Annotated in this window: 12 protein-coding genes; 2 read left to right on the forward strand and 10 right to left on the reverse strand. The window is 61.0% G+C overall.

The annotated features are described in order from the left end of the window. The first annotated feature begins 145 nt into the window (after positions 1-145). Both PspS49_RS16975 and PspS49_RS16980 read left to right on the forward strand, forming a co-directional pair. Positions 146-2,530 (forward strand): DUF3772 domain-containing protein, encoded by a 2,385-nt coding sequence (locus PspS49_RS16975; protein ID WP_160040591.1) that lies wholly within the window; start codon positions 146-148, stop codon positions 2,528-2,530. Between the two features lie 197 nt (positions 2,531-2,727). Beyond that, on the forward strand, positions 2,728-3,189 hold the full coding sequence (locus tag PspS49_RS16980) for a DUF3574 domain-containing protein (protein WP_127928397.1): 462 nt from the start codon (positions 2,728-2,730) through the stop codon (positions 3,187-3,189). A gap of 153 nt (positions 3,190-3,342) precedes the next feature. On the opposite strand, the gene PspS49_RS16985 is transcribed toward PspS49_RS16980, so the two are convergent. From PspS49_RS16985 to PspS49_RS17030, 10 genes are all read right to left on the reverse strand, one after another. Further along, positions 3,343-4,743 (reverse strand): APC family permease, encoded by a 1,401-nt coding sequence (locus tag PspS49_RS16985; protein ID WP_160040594.1) that lies wholly within the window; start codon positions 4,741-4,743, stop codon positions 3,343-3,345. Continuing rightward, positions 4,733-7,120, reverse strand: a complete 2,388-nt coding sequence (locus tag PspS49_RS16990; protein WP_127928401.1) for a TonB-dependent receptor — start codon at positions 7,118-7,120, stop codon at positions 4,733-4,735. Before PspS49_RS16990 ends, PspS49_RS16985 begins: the two co-directional genes overlap by 11 nt. 427 nt (positions 7,121-7,547) lie before the next feature. Beyond that, on the reverse strand, positions 7,548-8,213 hold the full coding sequence (locus PspS49_RS16995) for a sulfite oxidase-like oxidoreductase (protein WP_160040597.1): 666 nt from the start codon (positions 8,211-8,213) through the stop codon (positions 7,548-7,550). 158 nt (positions 8,214-8,371) lie between these two features. Beyond that, entirely contained in the window at positions 8,372-9,427 is a 1,056-nt protein-coding gene (locus PspS49_RS17000; RefSeq protein WP_160040600.1) for a substrate-binding domain-containing protein, read from the reverse strand. Between the two features lie 23 nt (positions 9,428-9,450). Further along, positions 9,451-10,476: an ABC transporter permease gene (locus PspS49_RS17005; RefSeq protein ID WP_160040603.1), complete on the reverse strand. Its 1,026-nt coding sequence runs from the start codon at positions 10,474-10,476 to the stop codon at positions 9,451-9,453. Next, positions 10,469-12,025, reverse strand: a complete 1,557-nt coding sequence (locus tag PspS49_RS17010; protein ID WP_160040606.1) for a sugar ABC transporter ATP-binding protein — start codon at positions 12,023-12,025, stop codon at positions 10,469-10,471. Before PspS49_RS17010 ends, PspS49_RS17005 begins: the two co-directional genes overlap by 8 nt. Before the next feature lie 8 nt (positions 12,026-12,033). Further along, on the reverse strand, positions 12,034-12,705 hold the full coding sequence (locus tag PspS49_RS17015) for a methionine ABC transporter permease (RefSeq protein WP_007950374.1): 672 nt from the start codon (positions 12,703-12,705) through the stop codon (positions 12,034-12,036). Next, entirely contained in the window at positions 12,702-13,502 is an 801-nt protein-coding gene (locus tag PspS49_RS17020) for a methionine ABC transporter ATP-binding protein (protein ID WP_160040609.1), read from the reverse strand. The genes PspS49_RS17015 and PspS49_RS17020 overlap by 4 nt, the downstream gene beginning before the upstream one ends. Further along, positions 13,499-14,308: a MetQ/NlpA family ABC transporter substrate-binding protein gene (locus tag PspS49_RS17025; protein WP_160040612.1), complete on the reverse strand. Its 810-nt coding sequence runs from the start codon at positions 14,306-14,308 to the stop codon at positions 13,499-13,501. Before PspS49_RS17025 ends, PspS49_RS17020 begins: the two co-directional genes overlap by 4 nt. A gap of 27 nt (positions 14,309-14,335) precedes the next feature. Continuing rightward, positions 14,336-15,382 (reverse strand): isopenicillin N synthase family oxygenase, encoded by a 1,047-nt coding sequence (locus PspS49_RS17030; RefSeq protein WP_127928413.1) that lies wholly within the window; start codon positions 15,380-15,382, stop codon positions 14,336-14,338. Positions 15,383-15,485: the final 103 nt, after the last annotated feature.

Below are 15,485 nucleotides of genomic sequence, written 5' to 3' on the forward strand. Positions count from 1 at the left end.
CGAAGAAAGGCCCGACCTTACCCGTCGGGCTTTTTTCGTTTGGCAGCGCTGCGCACCTGCCCTGCTCTGCCGGAAAGTTTTCCTCCTCGATCGGCTCGATCACCTAACCTCATAGACTGTGTGATTCATTCGAGCCGCCTCATCCATGCGCAACACATTGAAGTCGTTGTTTTTTGTCGTGTTCATGCTGCTGGTTGGCGGCAGTCCGCCGCTGTGGGCAGCCGACTTGCCGGCGCCGGTAACCACCGCTGCCGCGCCGTTGCCGGTGATTTCGCAAAGCGATCTGCAGGCCTTGCAACTGCGCCTCGATGGCCTCAAACAACAGATTTCCGCCGCGAACAACTATAACCAGCTCGAGGGCCCGCAGGATCGGGTGCAGGCGTTCATTCTGGATGTCGACCGGTTGTCGGCGGCGTTGTTGCCGCAGCAGGCGCAGTTGGCCGTGCAGTTAGGGGTGCTGGGGGCCGCGCCGGACGCTGATCTGGCGGCGGAGCAGGCAGACATCGTCGCGCAACGGGCATCGCTGGCCGAGCAGAAGAACAAGGTCGACGGCACGCTGAAGAGTCTGGCGGCGCTGAAGCAGAGCGCAGCGGATCTGATTACGCAGATCGCCGGCATCCGTCGCACACTGCTGGAAAGTGAGCTGACGCTGGGCACTGACAGCGTGCTGAGCCCGAGTTTCTGGTCGCCACTGGTGAGTCCGACCGAGGATGATCGTCAGCGTCTGCGCTTTTTCGTCGCGCAGGTGCGCGACACCTGGGCCACCGTGTGGGCACCAGGCGAACGCGCCTACACCAGTGTGCTGATGGCGTTGGCGCTGATCATCTGGACATTCGGCCGCAGGCTGGCCGAACGCGGTCTGACCTGGGTGTGCATTTACCGCATGCCCGAGGGACGCCTGCGCCGCAGTGCGCTGGCGTTCGCCTCGGCGCTGGCGACCATCGTCACCACCGGCATTGCCTTGCAATTGCTGTTCTATGCCTGCACCCGCCACCAACCGTTGCCGCCGGTGCTGGAAACCTTCTCCGAAGAATTCGAGAAGGTGGTGTATGCCTGCGTCCTGCTCACCGGGTTGAGCCGCGCGTTGTTGTCGACCGAACATCCTTCGTGGCGCCTGCCGGCGATTGCCGATCAGGTGGCGCTGGCGCTCAGGCCCTACCCGCGCATCCTGTCCTGCACGTTACTGGTGCTGGTGACGCTGGTGCAGGTGAGCAACGCCACCGGCATGAGCAGCCAGATCGTGATTGCCGGGCGCGGGGTCATTTCGATCGTCGTGCTGATGATCGTGACGATCCTGCTGTTGCGCGTCGGCAAAGTGCGCAAGGCGCTGGTCGCGGCCAATGACGCGGAGGCGGCGAACAGTACGTTTGCCGGGGTGATTTACACCCTGGCCAGCGTCTCGATGTTCGTCTCGGCGATTGCCCTGCTCGCCGGCTATGTATCGCTGGCACGGTTCATCAGTTATGAGCTGGTGTGGGCGTACATTGTCTTGTCGGGTTTCTACCTGCTGATTCAACTGGTCAAGGACGTCTGTGAGCATGTGTTTTCACCCCGCCATGCGAGCGGCAAGGCGCTAAAACAGCTGCTCGGCATTGGTGATCGACGGCTTGATCAGATCGAGATTCTGCTATCGGGTTTCAGTCGGGCAGCGCTGCTGTTGCTGGCGGTCATCGCCCTGTTTGTCGGCGGCATCGGCACCACGCTCGGGCAACTGGCGAGCAACATCATGGCGATCCTCGGCGGTGCCGGGCTGCGCAAGCTGAACATCGTCCCCGGCCACCTGCTCAATGCCGTGCTGGCGCTGATGATCGGTATCTGGCTGATCCGCGCCCTGCGCCGCTGGCTCGACAATGAGTTCCTGCCCAAGACCGACATGGACCCGGGCATGTGTGCGTCGCTGAGCACGCTGTTTTCCAACATCGGTTATGCCTTTGTGATTCTGTTGACGCTGTCGTCGCTGGGCGTGCAGTGGACCAATCTGGCGTGGATCGTCAGTGCGCTCTCGGTGGGCATCGGCTTTGGTTTGCAGGAGATCGTGAAGAACTTTGTCTCGGGTCTGATTCTGCTGACGGAACGGCCGGTTAAGGTCGGCGACTTGATCAGCATCAGTGGTGTGGAAGGCGACATCCGCCGCATCAACGTGCGCGCCACGGAAATCCAGCTCAGCGACCGCTCGATCGTCATCGTGCCCAACTCGCAACTGATCTCGCAGAACCTGCGCAACGTGACGCTGGGCGGCAGCGCGCAAGGCGTGGCGGGACTGGAACTCGTGTTCCCGCTGGACATCGATCCTGAAGAGGTCAAAGAGCTGTTGCTCAACACCTACCGGGAGAACGAAACCATCCTTGATAAACCGGCGCCGTTCGTGCGCTTCAGCAAATTGTCACCGGACGGGATTACCTTGTCGGTGACCGGTTATGTGGGCAGTCCGAGGATTGTCGGGGTGACCAAAAGTGATTTGCTGTTCGAGATTCTCAAGCGGCTGGGTGCGGCAGAGATTGCGTTGGCGAAACCACCGGCGGGTGCGTAATGAATCGGTGAGGCTCTGGCATGGAATATTTTCGCTGTCTGAAAAATCGCTTTCGCGAGCAGGCTCGCTCCCACATTTTTTGCGCGGTGAAGGGTTATTCCCGAAGCGCCTATATGCCTGCCTTTTAGGTCTTTATTGGCGGTCAGAGCGCAACCTTATACTCGAGCGGTTTACTCATCGTTCAATAAGGATGTTCCATGCCTCGACGTCTTCTACTGGCTGCACTGTTCATCGCAGTCGCCGGTTGCGCCAGCCCTCCTCCTGCGTCCGTGCACACCCATGATCCCGCCAGTTCGACCCTGCAAGGAGATGCCTCGCGACCGGCGCAGGCGCAGTGGATTCGCACCGAGTTGTACTTCTCAGTGGGTTCGATCGATGGCAAGGACGGTGCAGTCAGCCCGGCGCGCTGGCGTGAGTTTCTTGATCAGGAGGTGACGTCGCGGTTTCCTGATGGATTCAGTGTGCTTGATGCATATGGGCAGTGGCGGGATAAGGGCGCGAAGGAGCCTGAGCGCTTGAGCACCAAGGTGATTGTGATTTTGCATGAGAACAGCCCGAAGAATGCGGGCAACATCGAAGCGATTCGCCTGGCTTACAAGCGTATTACCGGGGACTTGTCGGTGCTGCGGTTGTCGCAGCCGGCGGAGGTGTCCTTCTAGAATCAGAAGCCCCTCACCCTAGCCCTCTCCCAAAGGGAGAGGGAACCGATCCGGGGATATTGAAGAAGTACGCCGACCTGAACGTGCTTCACTGAATCCATAATCGATTTCGACCTGTATTTGCTTCACTGAATCCATAATCGACTCGGTCTTTCAGGTCGATGTATCACGCAAGACAACTCGGTCGGCCCCCTCTCCCTCCGGGAGAGGGCTGGGGTGAGGGTTCGCTTTTAAACGGCTCAACCCGGCCAATAGCACGGCACCAACCAGCAACACTCCAATCCCCAAAAACGCCCCAACCCCCACCACCGTCACGCTGGAATACAGCATGTACAGGCACAACCCGAAAAACAGCAGCGGCAACAGCGGATACAACGGCACCTTCACCGGCCGCGGCACCTCGGGAAAACGCCGCTGCAGGATGATCAGCGCCACGCTGCTCAAACTCAAAAACAACCAATACACCGGGGTCAGGTACTCGACCATTGTGTTGAAACCGCTCTGGGTAAAACTGCCAAACAGTACCAGCAACAACGCCACCGCACCTTCCGCCAGCAGCGCTTTACGCGGTATGCCATGGCGGTCGTCCCATTCGCCGAAACCGCGCAGCTGCGGCACATCACGCGCGGCGGCGTAAGTAGTGCGAGCGCCGACCAGCAGCGTCGAGTTGATGGTCGCAATCGCCGCGATGCCGACCATCAGCAAAATCAGCATGACACCCGGTGCACCAAAAGCACGGTTCAACAACTCAACCGCCGGCGCATTGCTGGCCGCCAGTCCGACGAATCCCAGGCCCTGAACGAACGCCCAATTGAGCGCCAGATAGATCGCCATCAACACGCTCAGCGCACCGAGCATGGCAATGAAAATCCCCCGCCGGCCATCACGCACTTCCGCCGACAACGTCGCCGCATCGCTCCAGCCGCCAAATGCCAGAAAGACGAAAATCATCGCCGCTGAAAATCCGGCCATGCCGGTGTTTTGCGCGACGGGCGCAAGACTCGGCGCAGGCGCTTCGATGCCTTGCCAAGCCAAAAAAACGCCGGCACTGGCAATGCTCAAAAAACCTAGCGCCAGCAACCCCACCAACAAGGTTTGGGTGAGAAAGCCAATGTGCTTTCCAGTGAGATTGAGCAGTACCAGCGCCGCAATCACCGTCCCGGCAAACAACCCCGAGCCGTACTGACCCAGCGGCACCACCGCATTGACGTAATCGGCAAACATGAACGCCGACAAAGCAATCCACCCGGTGTGCATCACCGAAAACCGCGACCAGGCGAACAGGAATCCCATGCGCTCGCCATACGCCGTGCGCAGAAAGTGATAATCACCGCCCGGGTGCGGAAACGCCGTGGCCATCTCGGCAAAACACAGTGCGCCAATCATCGACGCGACACCGCCCAGCACCCACACCAGATAGAAATGCTCTGGCCCGACGTTGAGGGCCACGGTCGGCGCGGTTTTCAGAATATCGGTGGTGATCACCATGCCCAGCGTGATCAGCAACGCCTGAAACACCGGCAGATGCCGCCCCGGTCCCGCGTCAGAAACCATAGGTGGCGCGGGCGTAGTAGTAGGCGCCGTTAGTGCCGATCGGCGAGAGCACGTCGTACGGCAGGTTGCCGCCGTAGTTGATCGCCGAACCGGAGCGTTCCGGGTAGTTGTCGGTGAGGTTGTTGCCGCCCACGGCAATGTTGAATTTCGGGGTGAATTTGTAAGCCACTTCGGCGTCCAGCTGCCACACGGCACCGTAGGTTTGCTCCGGTTGCGAATCGCCGAAATCGAAGACTCGGGTGGTCTCGCCCTGGCGCGTCAACCTCCCAAGCAGGCCCCAGTGTTCGCTGGCCCAGTTGGCGGAAAAGATGAAGCGATCCTTCGGCGCTGCGTCGGTCAGGGTGTTGGTTTCTTCGACGCCAACAAGTGCATCATTGCCGATGCCCAGCGCCGTCAGTTGCGACGGCGTGCCTTTGGTGCTGGTGACTTTGGTGTGGTTGTAGGTGTACGCGGTGGTCAGGCCCAGTTGCCCTTCGTAGAACGGCTGGTGGTAGTTGAGCACCAGTTCGGCGCCGTCGGTGCTGGTGTCGGCGGCGTTGGTGAAGAAGTTGACGTCGTGCACGCCAGCAACGCCGAAGTTGTCATTGATGTAGTTTTCCAGCGCATCGCTGCCAATGCGTTGCGACAGGGTGATGCGGTCTTTGACGTCGATGCGGAACACGTCCAGCGAGGCGTCGAAGCGTTCGTTCAACTGAAAGGTCAGGCCGAGGCTGAAGTTCTTCGAGGTTTCCGGATCAAGCTTCTCGGCGCCCAGTGCGCGGGCGATCGGGTCGTTGACCGAGAGCACGCGGATGTCAGTCAGCGTGCCGCCATCGCCGAAGTTGCTGGTGGTGTTCTGGAAGCCGCTTTGGGCCAGCGACGGTGCGCGGAAGTTGTTCGATACCGCACCGCGCAAGGCCCATTGCTCGGTGAGCTTGTAGCGACCGCTGAGTTTGCCGGTGAGTTTGCTGCCGGCATCGTCGTAATGCTCCCAGCGGGTGGCGGCGTCGACAAAGAAGCGATCAGTGAGATCGCCGGACAACTCGGCGTAAGTGCCGAACACGTTGCGATCCAGATCCGACTCTTCGCTCGGGCGCAGGCCGTTGGCGCCGTCGGCTCCGGAGCCGATGTAGGAGGCCTCGTCACCGGCATAGGTGAGGTAGTTTTCGTAGCGGTATTCACCGCCGACCGCCAGTACGAACGAGCGCTCGCCAAGACGCAGTTCGCGGCTGAAATCGAGGTTGGTGGTGGTCTGGCGCAGTTCGTAATCGCCGGTGTCGAACTTCGTGGGTGAGTCTTCACCGAGGCTGGCGTTGAGCGTCTGCCGGGTCGAGCCATCGAAGCGGTTGCGACCGTGGGTGATGCTGCTGTCGAAATCCCACTCGTCTCCGAGCAGGCCTTTGAAACCGGCGGTGGCGGAAATGTCCTTGTTGTCGCCGAGCGATTGCGGCAAGTAGCCGTTGGGGTAGAACTGCGGCTGTTCATACGGGTAGCGATAGAACTCGGCGCCGGTGGTGTGGCGCTGGTTATAAGTACCGAAGCTGTAAGCCTTGCCGCCGGCCAGCGGCAGTTCGCTGTTGAACCAGAGGTTGACGTCTCGCGCTACGCCGTCGCCCATCACATAGTTGCGCTGGCCGGGGGTGTCGGCAAAACCGTCGAAACCGGCGCGGTTGGTCGGGTTGCGATCTTTGTATTCGGTGCCGCCGCGGATAAACCCGCCCTCTTCGCCCAGGCGCGTGCCGATCTTCGCCGTGGTCACGCTGTTCTGGCCGTCGGTGGTGGTCTTGTCGATAGCGTCCTGATGGGTGTGATAAGCGCCATAACTGGTCGACACTTCGCCGCCCTCGGGGGCGTCGTCGAGAATGATGTTGATCACCCCGGCAATCGCGTCTGAGCCGTACTGCGCGCCGGCACCGTCACGCAGCACTTCGATACGTTTGATCGCGCTGAGCGGGATCGAGTTGAAGTCGACCGGCGCAGTACCGCGACCAATCTTCGACGAGTCGTTGACCACCGCTGAGGTGTGGCGGCGCTTGCCGTTGACCAGCACCAGTACCTGATCCGGGCTCATGCCACGCAGTTGCGCCGCGCGCACGTGGTCAGCGCCACCGGAGTTGGATTGGCGCGGCAGGCTGAAGGATGGCAACAGCGTCTGCAACGCCGCGCCCAGTTCACCATCAGCGGCGCCGGCGGATTTGAGGTCTTCGGCGGTGAGCACGTCGACCGGCACCGGCGAATCGAGCACGGTGCGCGAAGTGCCACGGGTGCCGGTGACCAGCACGGTACCGAGGCGGGATTCGCTGTCGGCGCTGACGGAAGTTTCTTCGGCGTTAGCGGGAAGTTGCCAAATAGCGGACACGACAGCGGCCGCCAGTAATGAACGGGAACGGTAATGCATATAACAGCTCCTTGAATCGCAGTTAATACCCGGCCGTTACCGACAATAAAGTTCGGCAAGCAATGCGCGGCAATGTCTGCTGTAGTTTTGGATTTCTGGAAGGCAGTAAAGCTTTTTTACGGTGAGTTGCAGTTTCCCCAGCGTGAGACGTTTCCCCTTGAAAGCCGATGCTAGACAAGCTGCCGCAACTCGTAAAAGAACCAATAACGCTTAGGTTAGATCGCTCCAAAGGAGTGTTCTTAGTTCAGCAGAAGTGTTGCTGAGCCAACACTTCAACCAACTAAAAACAATTTTTAGACTGAAATACGGTTCCCTGTAGGAGTGAGCATGCTCGCGATTGCGGTATATCAGTAAGAAAGTTGTCAACTGACACACCGCTATCGCGAGCAGGCTCACTCCTACAGTTTTGATCTGCATCAGACGCTACTTAGTCGAACTCTTTTTCCAGCCAGGCATCCTCGGCAATATCCAGTTCATCACCACTGAATCGCTGTTCGGCAAACGGATCGGCGTGCAGATGAAAGCCGTTTTGCTCCCAGAAACCCGCTTGTTCCTGTTCGACGAATTCAAGCCCGCGCAACCACTTCGCGCTCTTCCAGAAATACCGCCCCGCCACCACCAGCCGCAGTGGCCAGCCATGTTGCGCGCTCAGCGGCTGGCCGGCGTAGTGGGTGGCCAACAAACTGTCGGGGTGTAACAGATCATCGAGTCGCAAGTTGGTCTGGTAATCGTGGTCGGCATGGGCCATGACGAACGCCGAGGTTGGCTGGATATCGAACGCCTGCAACAAATCCTGCAGATGCACCCCACTCCACTCGGTGTCGAACTTCGACCAGCGTGTCACGCAATGGATGTCGCAGCGCAGTTGTCGTTGCGGCAGTGCCTGCAGGTCGGCGTAACGTAATTCGATAGGCTGTGCGAGCGTGCCGAACAGGCGCAGCGACCAGTTGGCGAGGTCGTAGTCCGGGATTTCGCCTTCGTGGAGAATTGGAAATCGCTCCGTCAGCACTTGGCCTGGGGGCAGTCGTTTACCGAGCGCCGGATCGGTTTTCGGGGAACGGCTTTTGCGTAAGCGGTCAGCTTTGTTGTGCATGTAAGCTCCAGAACTCCCTCAGTTTGCGCAACTACGCGTTACCCCTGTGGGAGCGAGCCTGCTCGCGAAAGCGGTGGGTCAATCAACAGAGATATCAACTGATCAGACCTCTTCGCGAGCAGGCTCGCTCCCACATGGGCAATGTCGTGGCAAATGTTCTAGTTGGCCACGGGAATCCACGGGGCCCGCGCGACATTCGCGGTATCACCGAAGGCCGGGAGTTTCTGCGCCAGATCTCGAACGTTTTTCACGTCCAGATCCAGCAACTGCTGACGGGTAATCAGTGTCGGCGGTACCAGCACCTGATGCCCCGGATTTTCCCCGGCAATCAACATCGCCAGACTGCGCACACTGATTGCCCCGGCCACTTGCGGATTGACCGCTGCCGTCGCCGCCCAGGCGCTGTCCGGCTCTTTCATGATTTGAATATCGGCAGTGGAAATATCGGCGCTGTAGATCTTCACCTTGCTCGCCAGCCCCGCCTCGTCGACGGCGATTTTCGCGCCTTTGGCGAACTCATCGAACGGCGCAAAAATCACGCTGATGCCCGGATTGGCGCGAAGCACGGCGCTGGCCTGATCCGCAACCGAATTGGCGATCGGCGGATTCAGCGTGCCAAAGCGTGCCTTCTCGACGATGCCCGGATTGGCTTTCTTGACCTGACTCCAGATCTCGTCGCGGCGCTCCATCGGCGTAAAACCGCTGATGTACACGTAGCCGGCATCGAACTTCGTGCCGTTGTCCTTGACGGCTTGATCGAGGGCCAGACGCGCCAGCGCATGGTGATCCTGCTCGACCTGAGTCACTTGCGGGGTGTTCAGATCGACGTCGAAAGCGACGACTTTGATGCCTTTGGCGATAGCGCGATCAATCGGTGCTTTCAGGGTTTCGGCCAAACCGAGCTGGACGATGATGCCGTCGACGCCCAGATCGATCGCCTGATCGATCATCTCGCCCTGACTCGCCGCCTGCTGCCGGGCATCGAATACGCGCAGGTTGGCACCCAGTGCTTCGGTCTGTTTTTCGACGCCGCGCAAATACGCCTCGGGGAAGTCCCCGGAGAACAAATACCCCACCAGCGCGATCTGCACCTGACCTTTGTCGAACGGTGCGGGTGCGCCGGGCAAGGCTTTGGCCTGAGCGCTCAGTGCCATCGCCGAAAGCAACGCACCGGCGAGGCAATGACGGGCGAACTGTGTGATTGAACCGTGCATACAACATCCTTGAATGAAGCGGCTCAACGCGCCCGATGCGCGAGGCCGAAGGTGAACATCAGGGCCAGCACCAGCACCAGTCCCTTGACGAAATCCTGTGCGTAATACGGCGCGTTGAGCATGGTCAGACCGTTGAGCAACGCCGCCACCAGCAGCGCGCCGACCAAGGTGCCAAAGGCGTTGGGCTTCTTCGCGCCGAGTACGGCAAACCCGATCAGCGCCGCGCCGAGGGCATCCAGCACCAGACCGTTACCGGAACTGACGTCACCACGGCCCAAGCGCGCCGCCAGCAACAATCCGCCCAGCGATGCGAGCAACGCCGAGAGCACGTAAGCCAATAATTTGAAGCGCTGCACCGGTGCACCGGCCAGTCGTGCGGCTTGCTCGTTGCCGCCGATGGCATAGAACAAACGACCAATGCGCGTACGTTCGAGAAACAGCCACACCGCCACCGCTACCACCGCCGTGATCAACACCGGAATCGGCACCACCTCCCACAACCGCCCACGCCCCAGCGCCAGAAACGCAGCACTGAAGGTACCTTCGGTTTCCTCACCACTGGGCAAAGTCATGCCTACCGCAATCGAGCGCCCGCCAGTGGGAATCAGCTGCACGCCGATTACCAGAAACATGCTGCCCAGCGTCGCGAGAATGTCCGGCACCCGCAGTTTGACGATCAGCCAACCGTTGAGCAGGCCGACCAGCGCCCCACCGGCCAGACTGATCAATACCGCCGGCACCGCACCCCAGCCGAGCACGACCATCACGTAACTGGCGATCATCAGGCTCATCGCCGCCACCGCGCCAATCGACAGATCGAGGCCGCCGACGGCCATGGTCAGCGTCACCCCCAGCGCCAGCAGCGCGACAATCGACACCGATTGCAGGATGCTGAACAGGTTGCCGACGCGCAGGAATGCCGGCTCGGCCACACTGAAAAACACCACGATCAGCGCCAGCAGCCACAACAGGCCGTAGCGGATCAACCCGTGCAGCAGACGTTCGGCGCGTGCCGGCTCGATCGATAACAGTGAACTTGAATCAGGCACTCGCTCTGCTCCTTGGCGTGGCTTGAGGGGAATGTTCGGTGACGTCGCTGCCGGCCAGTGCAGCGACCAGATCAGCACGATTGAGGCCGGCGCGCGGGTACTCGGCGACCACCGCGTGATCGCGCACCAGCAGGATGCGGTCGGCAATCTCCAGGGCTTCATCGACGTCGGCGCAAATCACCAGCGTCGCCCGGCCCCTGGCGCTGTCGCGCAACAGTTGGCCGATGTCGCGGCGGGCACGCACGTCGACGCCTTGGAAGGGCTCATCAAGGATCAATACCCGCCCTTCGCCGAGCAGCCAGCGGCCGAGCACGACTTTCTGTTGATTGCCGCCCGACAGCGCGCTCATCGGCACATCGATACCGGCAGTCTTGATCCCCAGCGCCGCCACCTGTGCCTCGACCGCTGCCGCTTCGGCGCGGTTGCGGATGAAATCGCCGCGGGTAAAGCGTTCAAGAAACGGCAAAGTCAGGGTGCGACGCAAAGAAAAATCAGGTATCAGCGACTGACTGGCGCGATCTTCGGCTGCGAAGAAAACCCCGCTTTGAATGGCCTGGCGCGGTGAGTCCGCACACCAGTCCGCGCCACCCAGTTGCACCCTGCCCGAGGCCGCTTTACGCAGACCGAACAGCACCTCGGCGATTTCGCTTTTACCGGCGCCCAACAGCCCGGTCAGCACCACCACTTCATTCTCGTGCAGGCTCAGATCGAACGCGGCGGAGCGCGGCAGGATTTGCATGGCGCTGAGCTTCAACACCTCGCGCCCGGTCACGCGCAGCTGGTAAACATGTTCGGCCAGCGCCTGCCCGAGCATGGCGCTCACCGCTTCCGGCAATTGCCGAGCGGTGAACTCGCCCGCGAACTGGCCATCGCGCAGAACGATGGCGCGATCCGCCACGCGTTGCAGGTCGGAGAGTCGATGGGAGATGTACAGAATCGCCACTCCGCGAGTGCGCAAGGTGTCGATCAATCCAAACAGCCGCTGCGCCTCGGCATCGGAGAGCGCGGCGGTCGGCTCATCCAGAATCAACAGGCGCGGCTGCAAAGCCAAGGCTCGAGCGAGCACCACCAATTGCCGTTCGGCCTGACCGAGATGCTCGATCGGCTGCTCCAGCGGCAAGGTCAATCCCAGCCCGGCGGCGATGCTCGCAGCGCGTTCCAGCAGGCGTTGGCGATTGAGCCAGAAGTCAGCGTCTGGCTTGCACAGTTCATCGAGCAGGAGGTTTTCCGCGACGCTCAGACCCGGTGCGATGCCCTCGTTGATCTGTTGGTGCACCGCGACAATACCGAAGCGTCGCGCCGACAGCGGCGAACTGAAATGGCGTGGCGCGCCCTCCAGCCAGATCTCGCCCGCGTCGGCAGTCTGGCTGCCCGCGAGGATCTTCACCAGAGTCGACTTGCCCGCACCATTGGCGCCGAGCAGCGCCACCACTTCGGCGGGATAGATGTCCAGGCTGACCGCGTCCAGCGCCCGGCTCGCGCCAAATATCTTGCTCAACTCACGTACACGAATCAGCGGTTCGCGGACGACGGCGACCGGCACACTCATACAATTCCTTAGCGGCGATGCGCCAGCGAACGAACCAATCGATCACCCAGGCTTTGCACGCCTTGGACGAGGATCACCAACACCACCACCGTGGCAACCATCACTTCATTGTTGAACCGCTGATAGCCGTAACGGATCGCCAGATCACCGAGCCCGCCACCGCCGATCACGCCGGCCATCGAGGAAAAACCGATCAGCATCACCAGCGTCAAGGTGATCCCGGCCAACAACGCCGGCAGCGCTTCGGGTAGCAACACCTTGAAGATCACATGACCGATGTCGCCGCCCATGGCGAGGATCGCTTCGATGCGCCCCTTGTCGACTTCGTCCAGAGCGTTTTCGACGATGCGCGCGAAGAACGGAAACGCGCCAATGGTGATCGGCACCACAGCGGCGGTGCTGCCCAGCGTTGTGCCGACCACCAGCCGCGTCAGCGGGATCAGGGCGATCAGCATCACCACGAATGGCAGCGAACGGCCGAGGTTGACCACGCCACCCAGCACGGCATTGAGGCGTGGCATCGGCAGCAGTCCATCGCGTCGACTGATAAACAGCAGCACGCCCAGCGGCAAGCCGATCAGCAGCGTGAACAGCCCTGCGAGCAGGACCATGTACAGGGTTTCACCGGTGGCGTTGAACACCAGTTGCAGGATTTCATCCCAATTGACCGTGCGGTTCATGAGTGCGCCGCCCGTACGCCGTATTGTTTTAGAAAACTCAGGCCCGGCTCAGCGTGGCCCAGCGGCAGACCGCAGGTCGGCCGCAGCGAAGCACCCAGTTGCGATTGCGGATCGGCCAGCAGCCGTGGCACCGGCCCGGCTTCGACCAAGCGTCCATTGGCCATGAACGCGGCGTGGTCGCAGATCGACTTGACCACGTCCAGTTCGTGGGTGATCAACACGATGGTCACGCCCAGTTGCCGATTGATATCGCGCAGCAATTGCAGGATCGATTCGGTGGTTTCCGGGTCGAGCGCACTGGTGGCCTCGTCCGAGAGCAAATACGCCGGCTCAGCGGCCAAAGCGCGGGCAATGCCGACGCGCTGTTTCTGGCCGCCGGACAGTTGCGAGGGAAAGGCCTGCGCCTTGTCACTCAAACCGACCAGATCAAGCAGTTCGCGAACCCGCACATGACGCCACGGCTTGCCGACCTTGGCGATCTCCAGCGGCACCGCGATGTTGTCGAACACCGTGCGCGAATGCAGCAGATTGAAGCCTTGAAAGATCATGCCGATGCGCTGGCGCTGCTGGCGCAGTTCGCTGACCGACAGCGTCGTCAGGTCGATGCCATCCAGCAGAATGCGTCCGCTGTCCGGTCGTTCGAGCAGATTGAGGCAACGCAGCAGCGTCGACTTGCCCGCGCCGCTACGCCCGAGAATCCCGTAGACCGCGCCGTCGGGAATGCTCAGCGAGACCTGGTCGAGTGCCGGTTGCGCGGCCGAAGGATAAGTCTTGCTCAACTGCTCGATGGCGATCATGGCTTGCCGCCCGCCACCGGAATCACCGAACCGGCGAAGTTGTCGGTGATGTATTTGGCGACCTCGGGCGACGTCAGGTCCTTGGCCAGTTGCGCGATACGCGGGTCGTGTTCGAGCTTGGGCGTGGTCACCAGAATGTTGGCGTAGGGGTTGTGCTCGGCTTTCTCCAGACCCAAGGCATCCTTGGCCGGCACCAGGCCTGCGTCGAGCGCGTAGTTACCGTTGATCACGGCCAGATCGACGTCGTCCAGCGAGCGCGGAATCTGCGGCGACTCGATCTCGAGAATCTTCAGCTGTTTCGGGTTCTCGGCGATGTCCTTGGGCGTTGCCTGGTCCGCTGCCGGGTCGTTGAAGCCGGATTTGAGTTTGATCAGGCCGTTGTCCTGCAACAGGTACAGCGCGCGGCTCAGGTTGGTGACGTTGTTGGGCACGGCGACGGTGCCTTTTACCGGCACGTCGGCGAAGCTTTTGTGCCGGTGCGAGTAGATGCCCAAGGGTTCGATATGCACCGTGGCCGCCACCGCAAGTCTCTCGCCGAGGGCCTTTTCCTGGGATTTCAGGTACGGCAAGTGCTGGAAGTAATTGGCGTCGACGTCACCGTGCACCAACAGTTCGTTGGAGTTCACACCGTTGGGGATCTCGATGACTTTAAGATTCAGCTGCGGATCGATTTTCTGGATGTACGCCAGAATCTGCGCGTGCGGCACCGGGTCAGCGGCGACGCGCAACGGCTCCAGCGCTTGCGCACCGAACGACGTCACCAGCGCGCCGAGCACGGCCAGGGTCAAACCTGCTTTCTTGATCATGTGCGGAGTCCTTGAGCGAGTGATGAGTCAGGCGGATTTACGAATAGGCGGTGGCGGCAGCAGCGCATCGGCGTAGAAGCGCTGCGCGACATCCGGATGCGAGCGCAGACGCCCCTTGAGGTAGTTCCAGCCGACATCGCGAAACAGCGGATTGAGCGGATCACTCGCCGGCCCGCGCGCCTCGCGCAACAGTGCGGTGGGCAGCGGATACAGCGGCACCACGGCATCCAGTTGCGCGCCAAGGAAGAACGCGACAGACAGGCGTTCGCTACCCGCCGGTGGCGAAACCACGCGATGTACCGTGGCCCGCAGATAACCGTTGCTGGCCAGTTCGAGCAGTTCGCCGATGTTCACCACCAGGGTGTTCTCGCGCGGCAATGCATCGATCCAGCGGCCCTCTTCGATTTCGACCTGCAGACCGGCCTGCTGGTCTTGCAGGAGGAAGCTGAGGAAACCGGAATCCTTGTGCGCGCCGACGCCTTGATGGCTTGACTCGCTGGATTGACCGGGATAGCGCATCAATTTGATGTGCTCGTTGGGCTTGTCGCCGTAGAGCTGATCAAACGCATCGGCCCGTAGCGACAGTGCCTGAGCGAACGCACGCAGCAGGCGTAACGACATGCGCGTCATCGCCTCTTGCCATTCCAGCAGCAAAGGTTTCAGTTCCGGCAGTGCCGCCGGCCATTGGTTGGGGCCTTGCAGCCGCGCCCAGAACGGGCTGTCTGCGTCTAATGGCAACACCTCGCGCTCGGCGCCCAGATCGAACTGTTCACGCTGATCGGGCTGGCCACGGGTGATCTCCGAGGCGGCACGGTTGTAACCGCGAAAGTGTGGTGAGTTGATCATGCCGACGGCGTTTTTCTCGCTGTCGGGCAAAGCGAAGAACTGCCGAGCGTGGGCCTGTACCTGCTTGAGCAAAGCGCTGTCGATGCCATGCCCGGTCAGGTAGAAGAACCCGACGTCACGGGCGGCGTGGCGCAGGTTTTCAAGAAATTCGTAGCGCTGTTGCGCCGTGCCTTCGAACAGCGACAGGTCCAGCGTCGGTAATGCGGTGATGTCGAGGGTATGCGGCATGATTCACTCCCGTGTGAATCAAACCTGAAGAACCTGTGATCGATTCAGCGTGTGCCGTCATGGCAATCGGGGGTCTATCGGTTTGATGCGTTTTGATTCGTCG

Source organism: Pseudomonas sp. S49 (assembly GCF_009866785.1).
Classification (GTDB): domain Bacteria; phylum Pseudomonadota; class Gammaproteobacteria; order Pseudomonadales; family Pseudomonadaceae; genus Aquipseudomonas.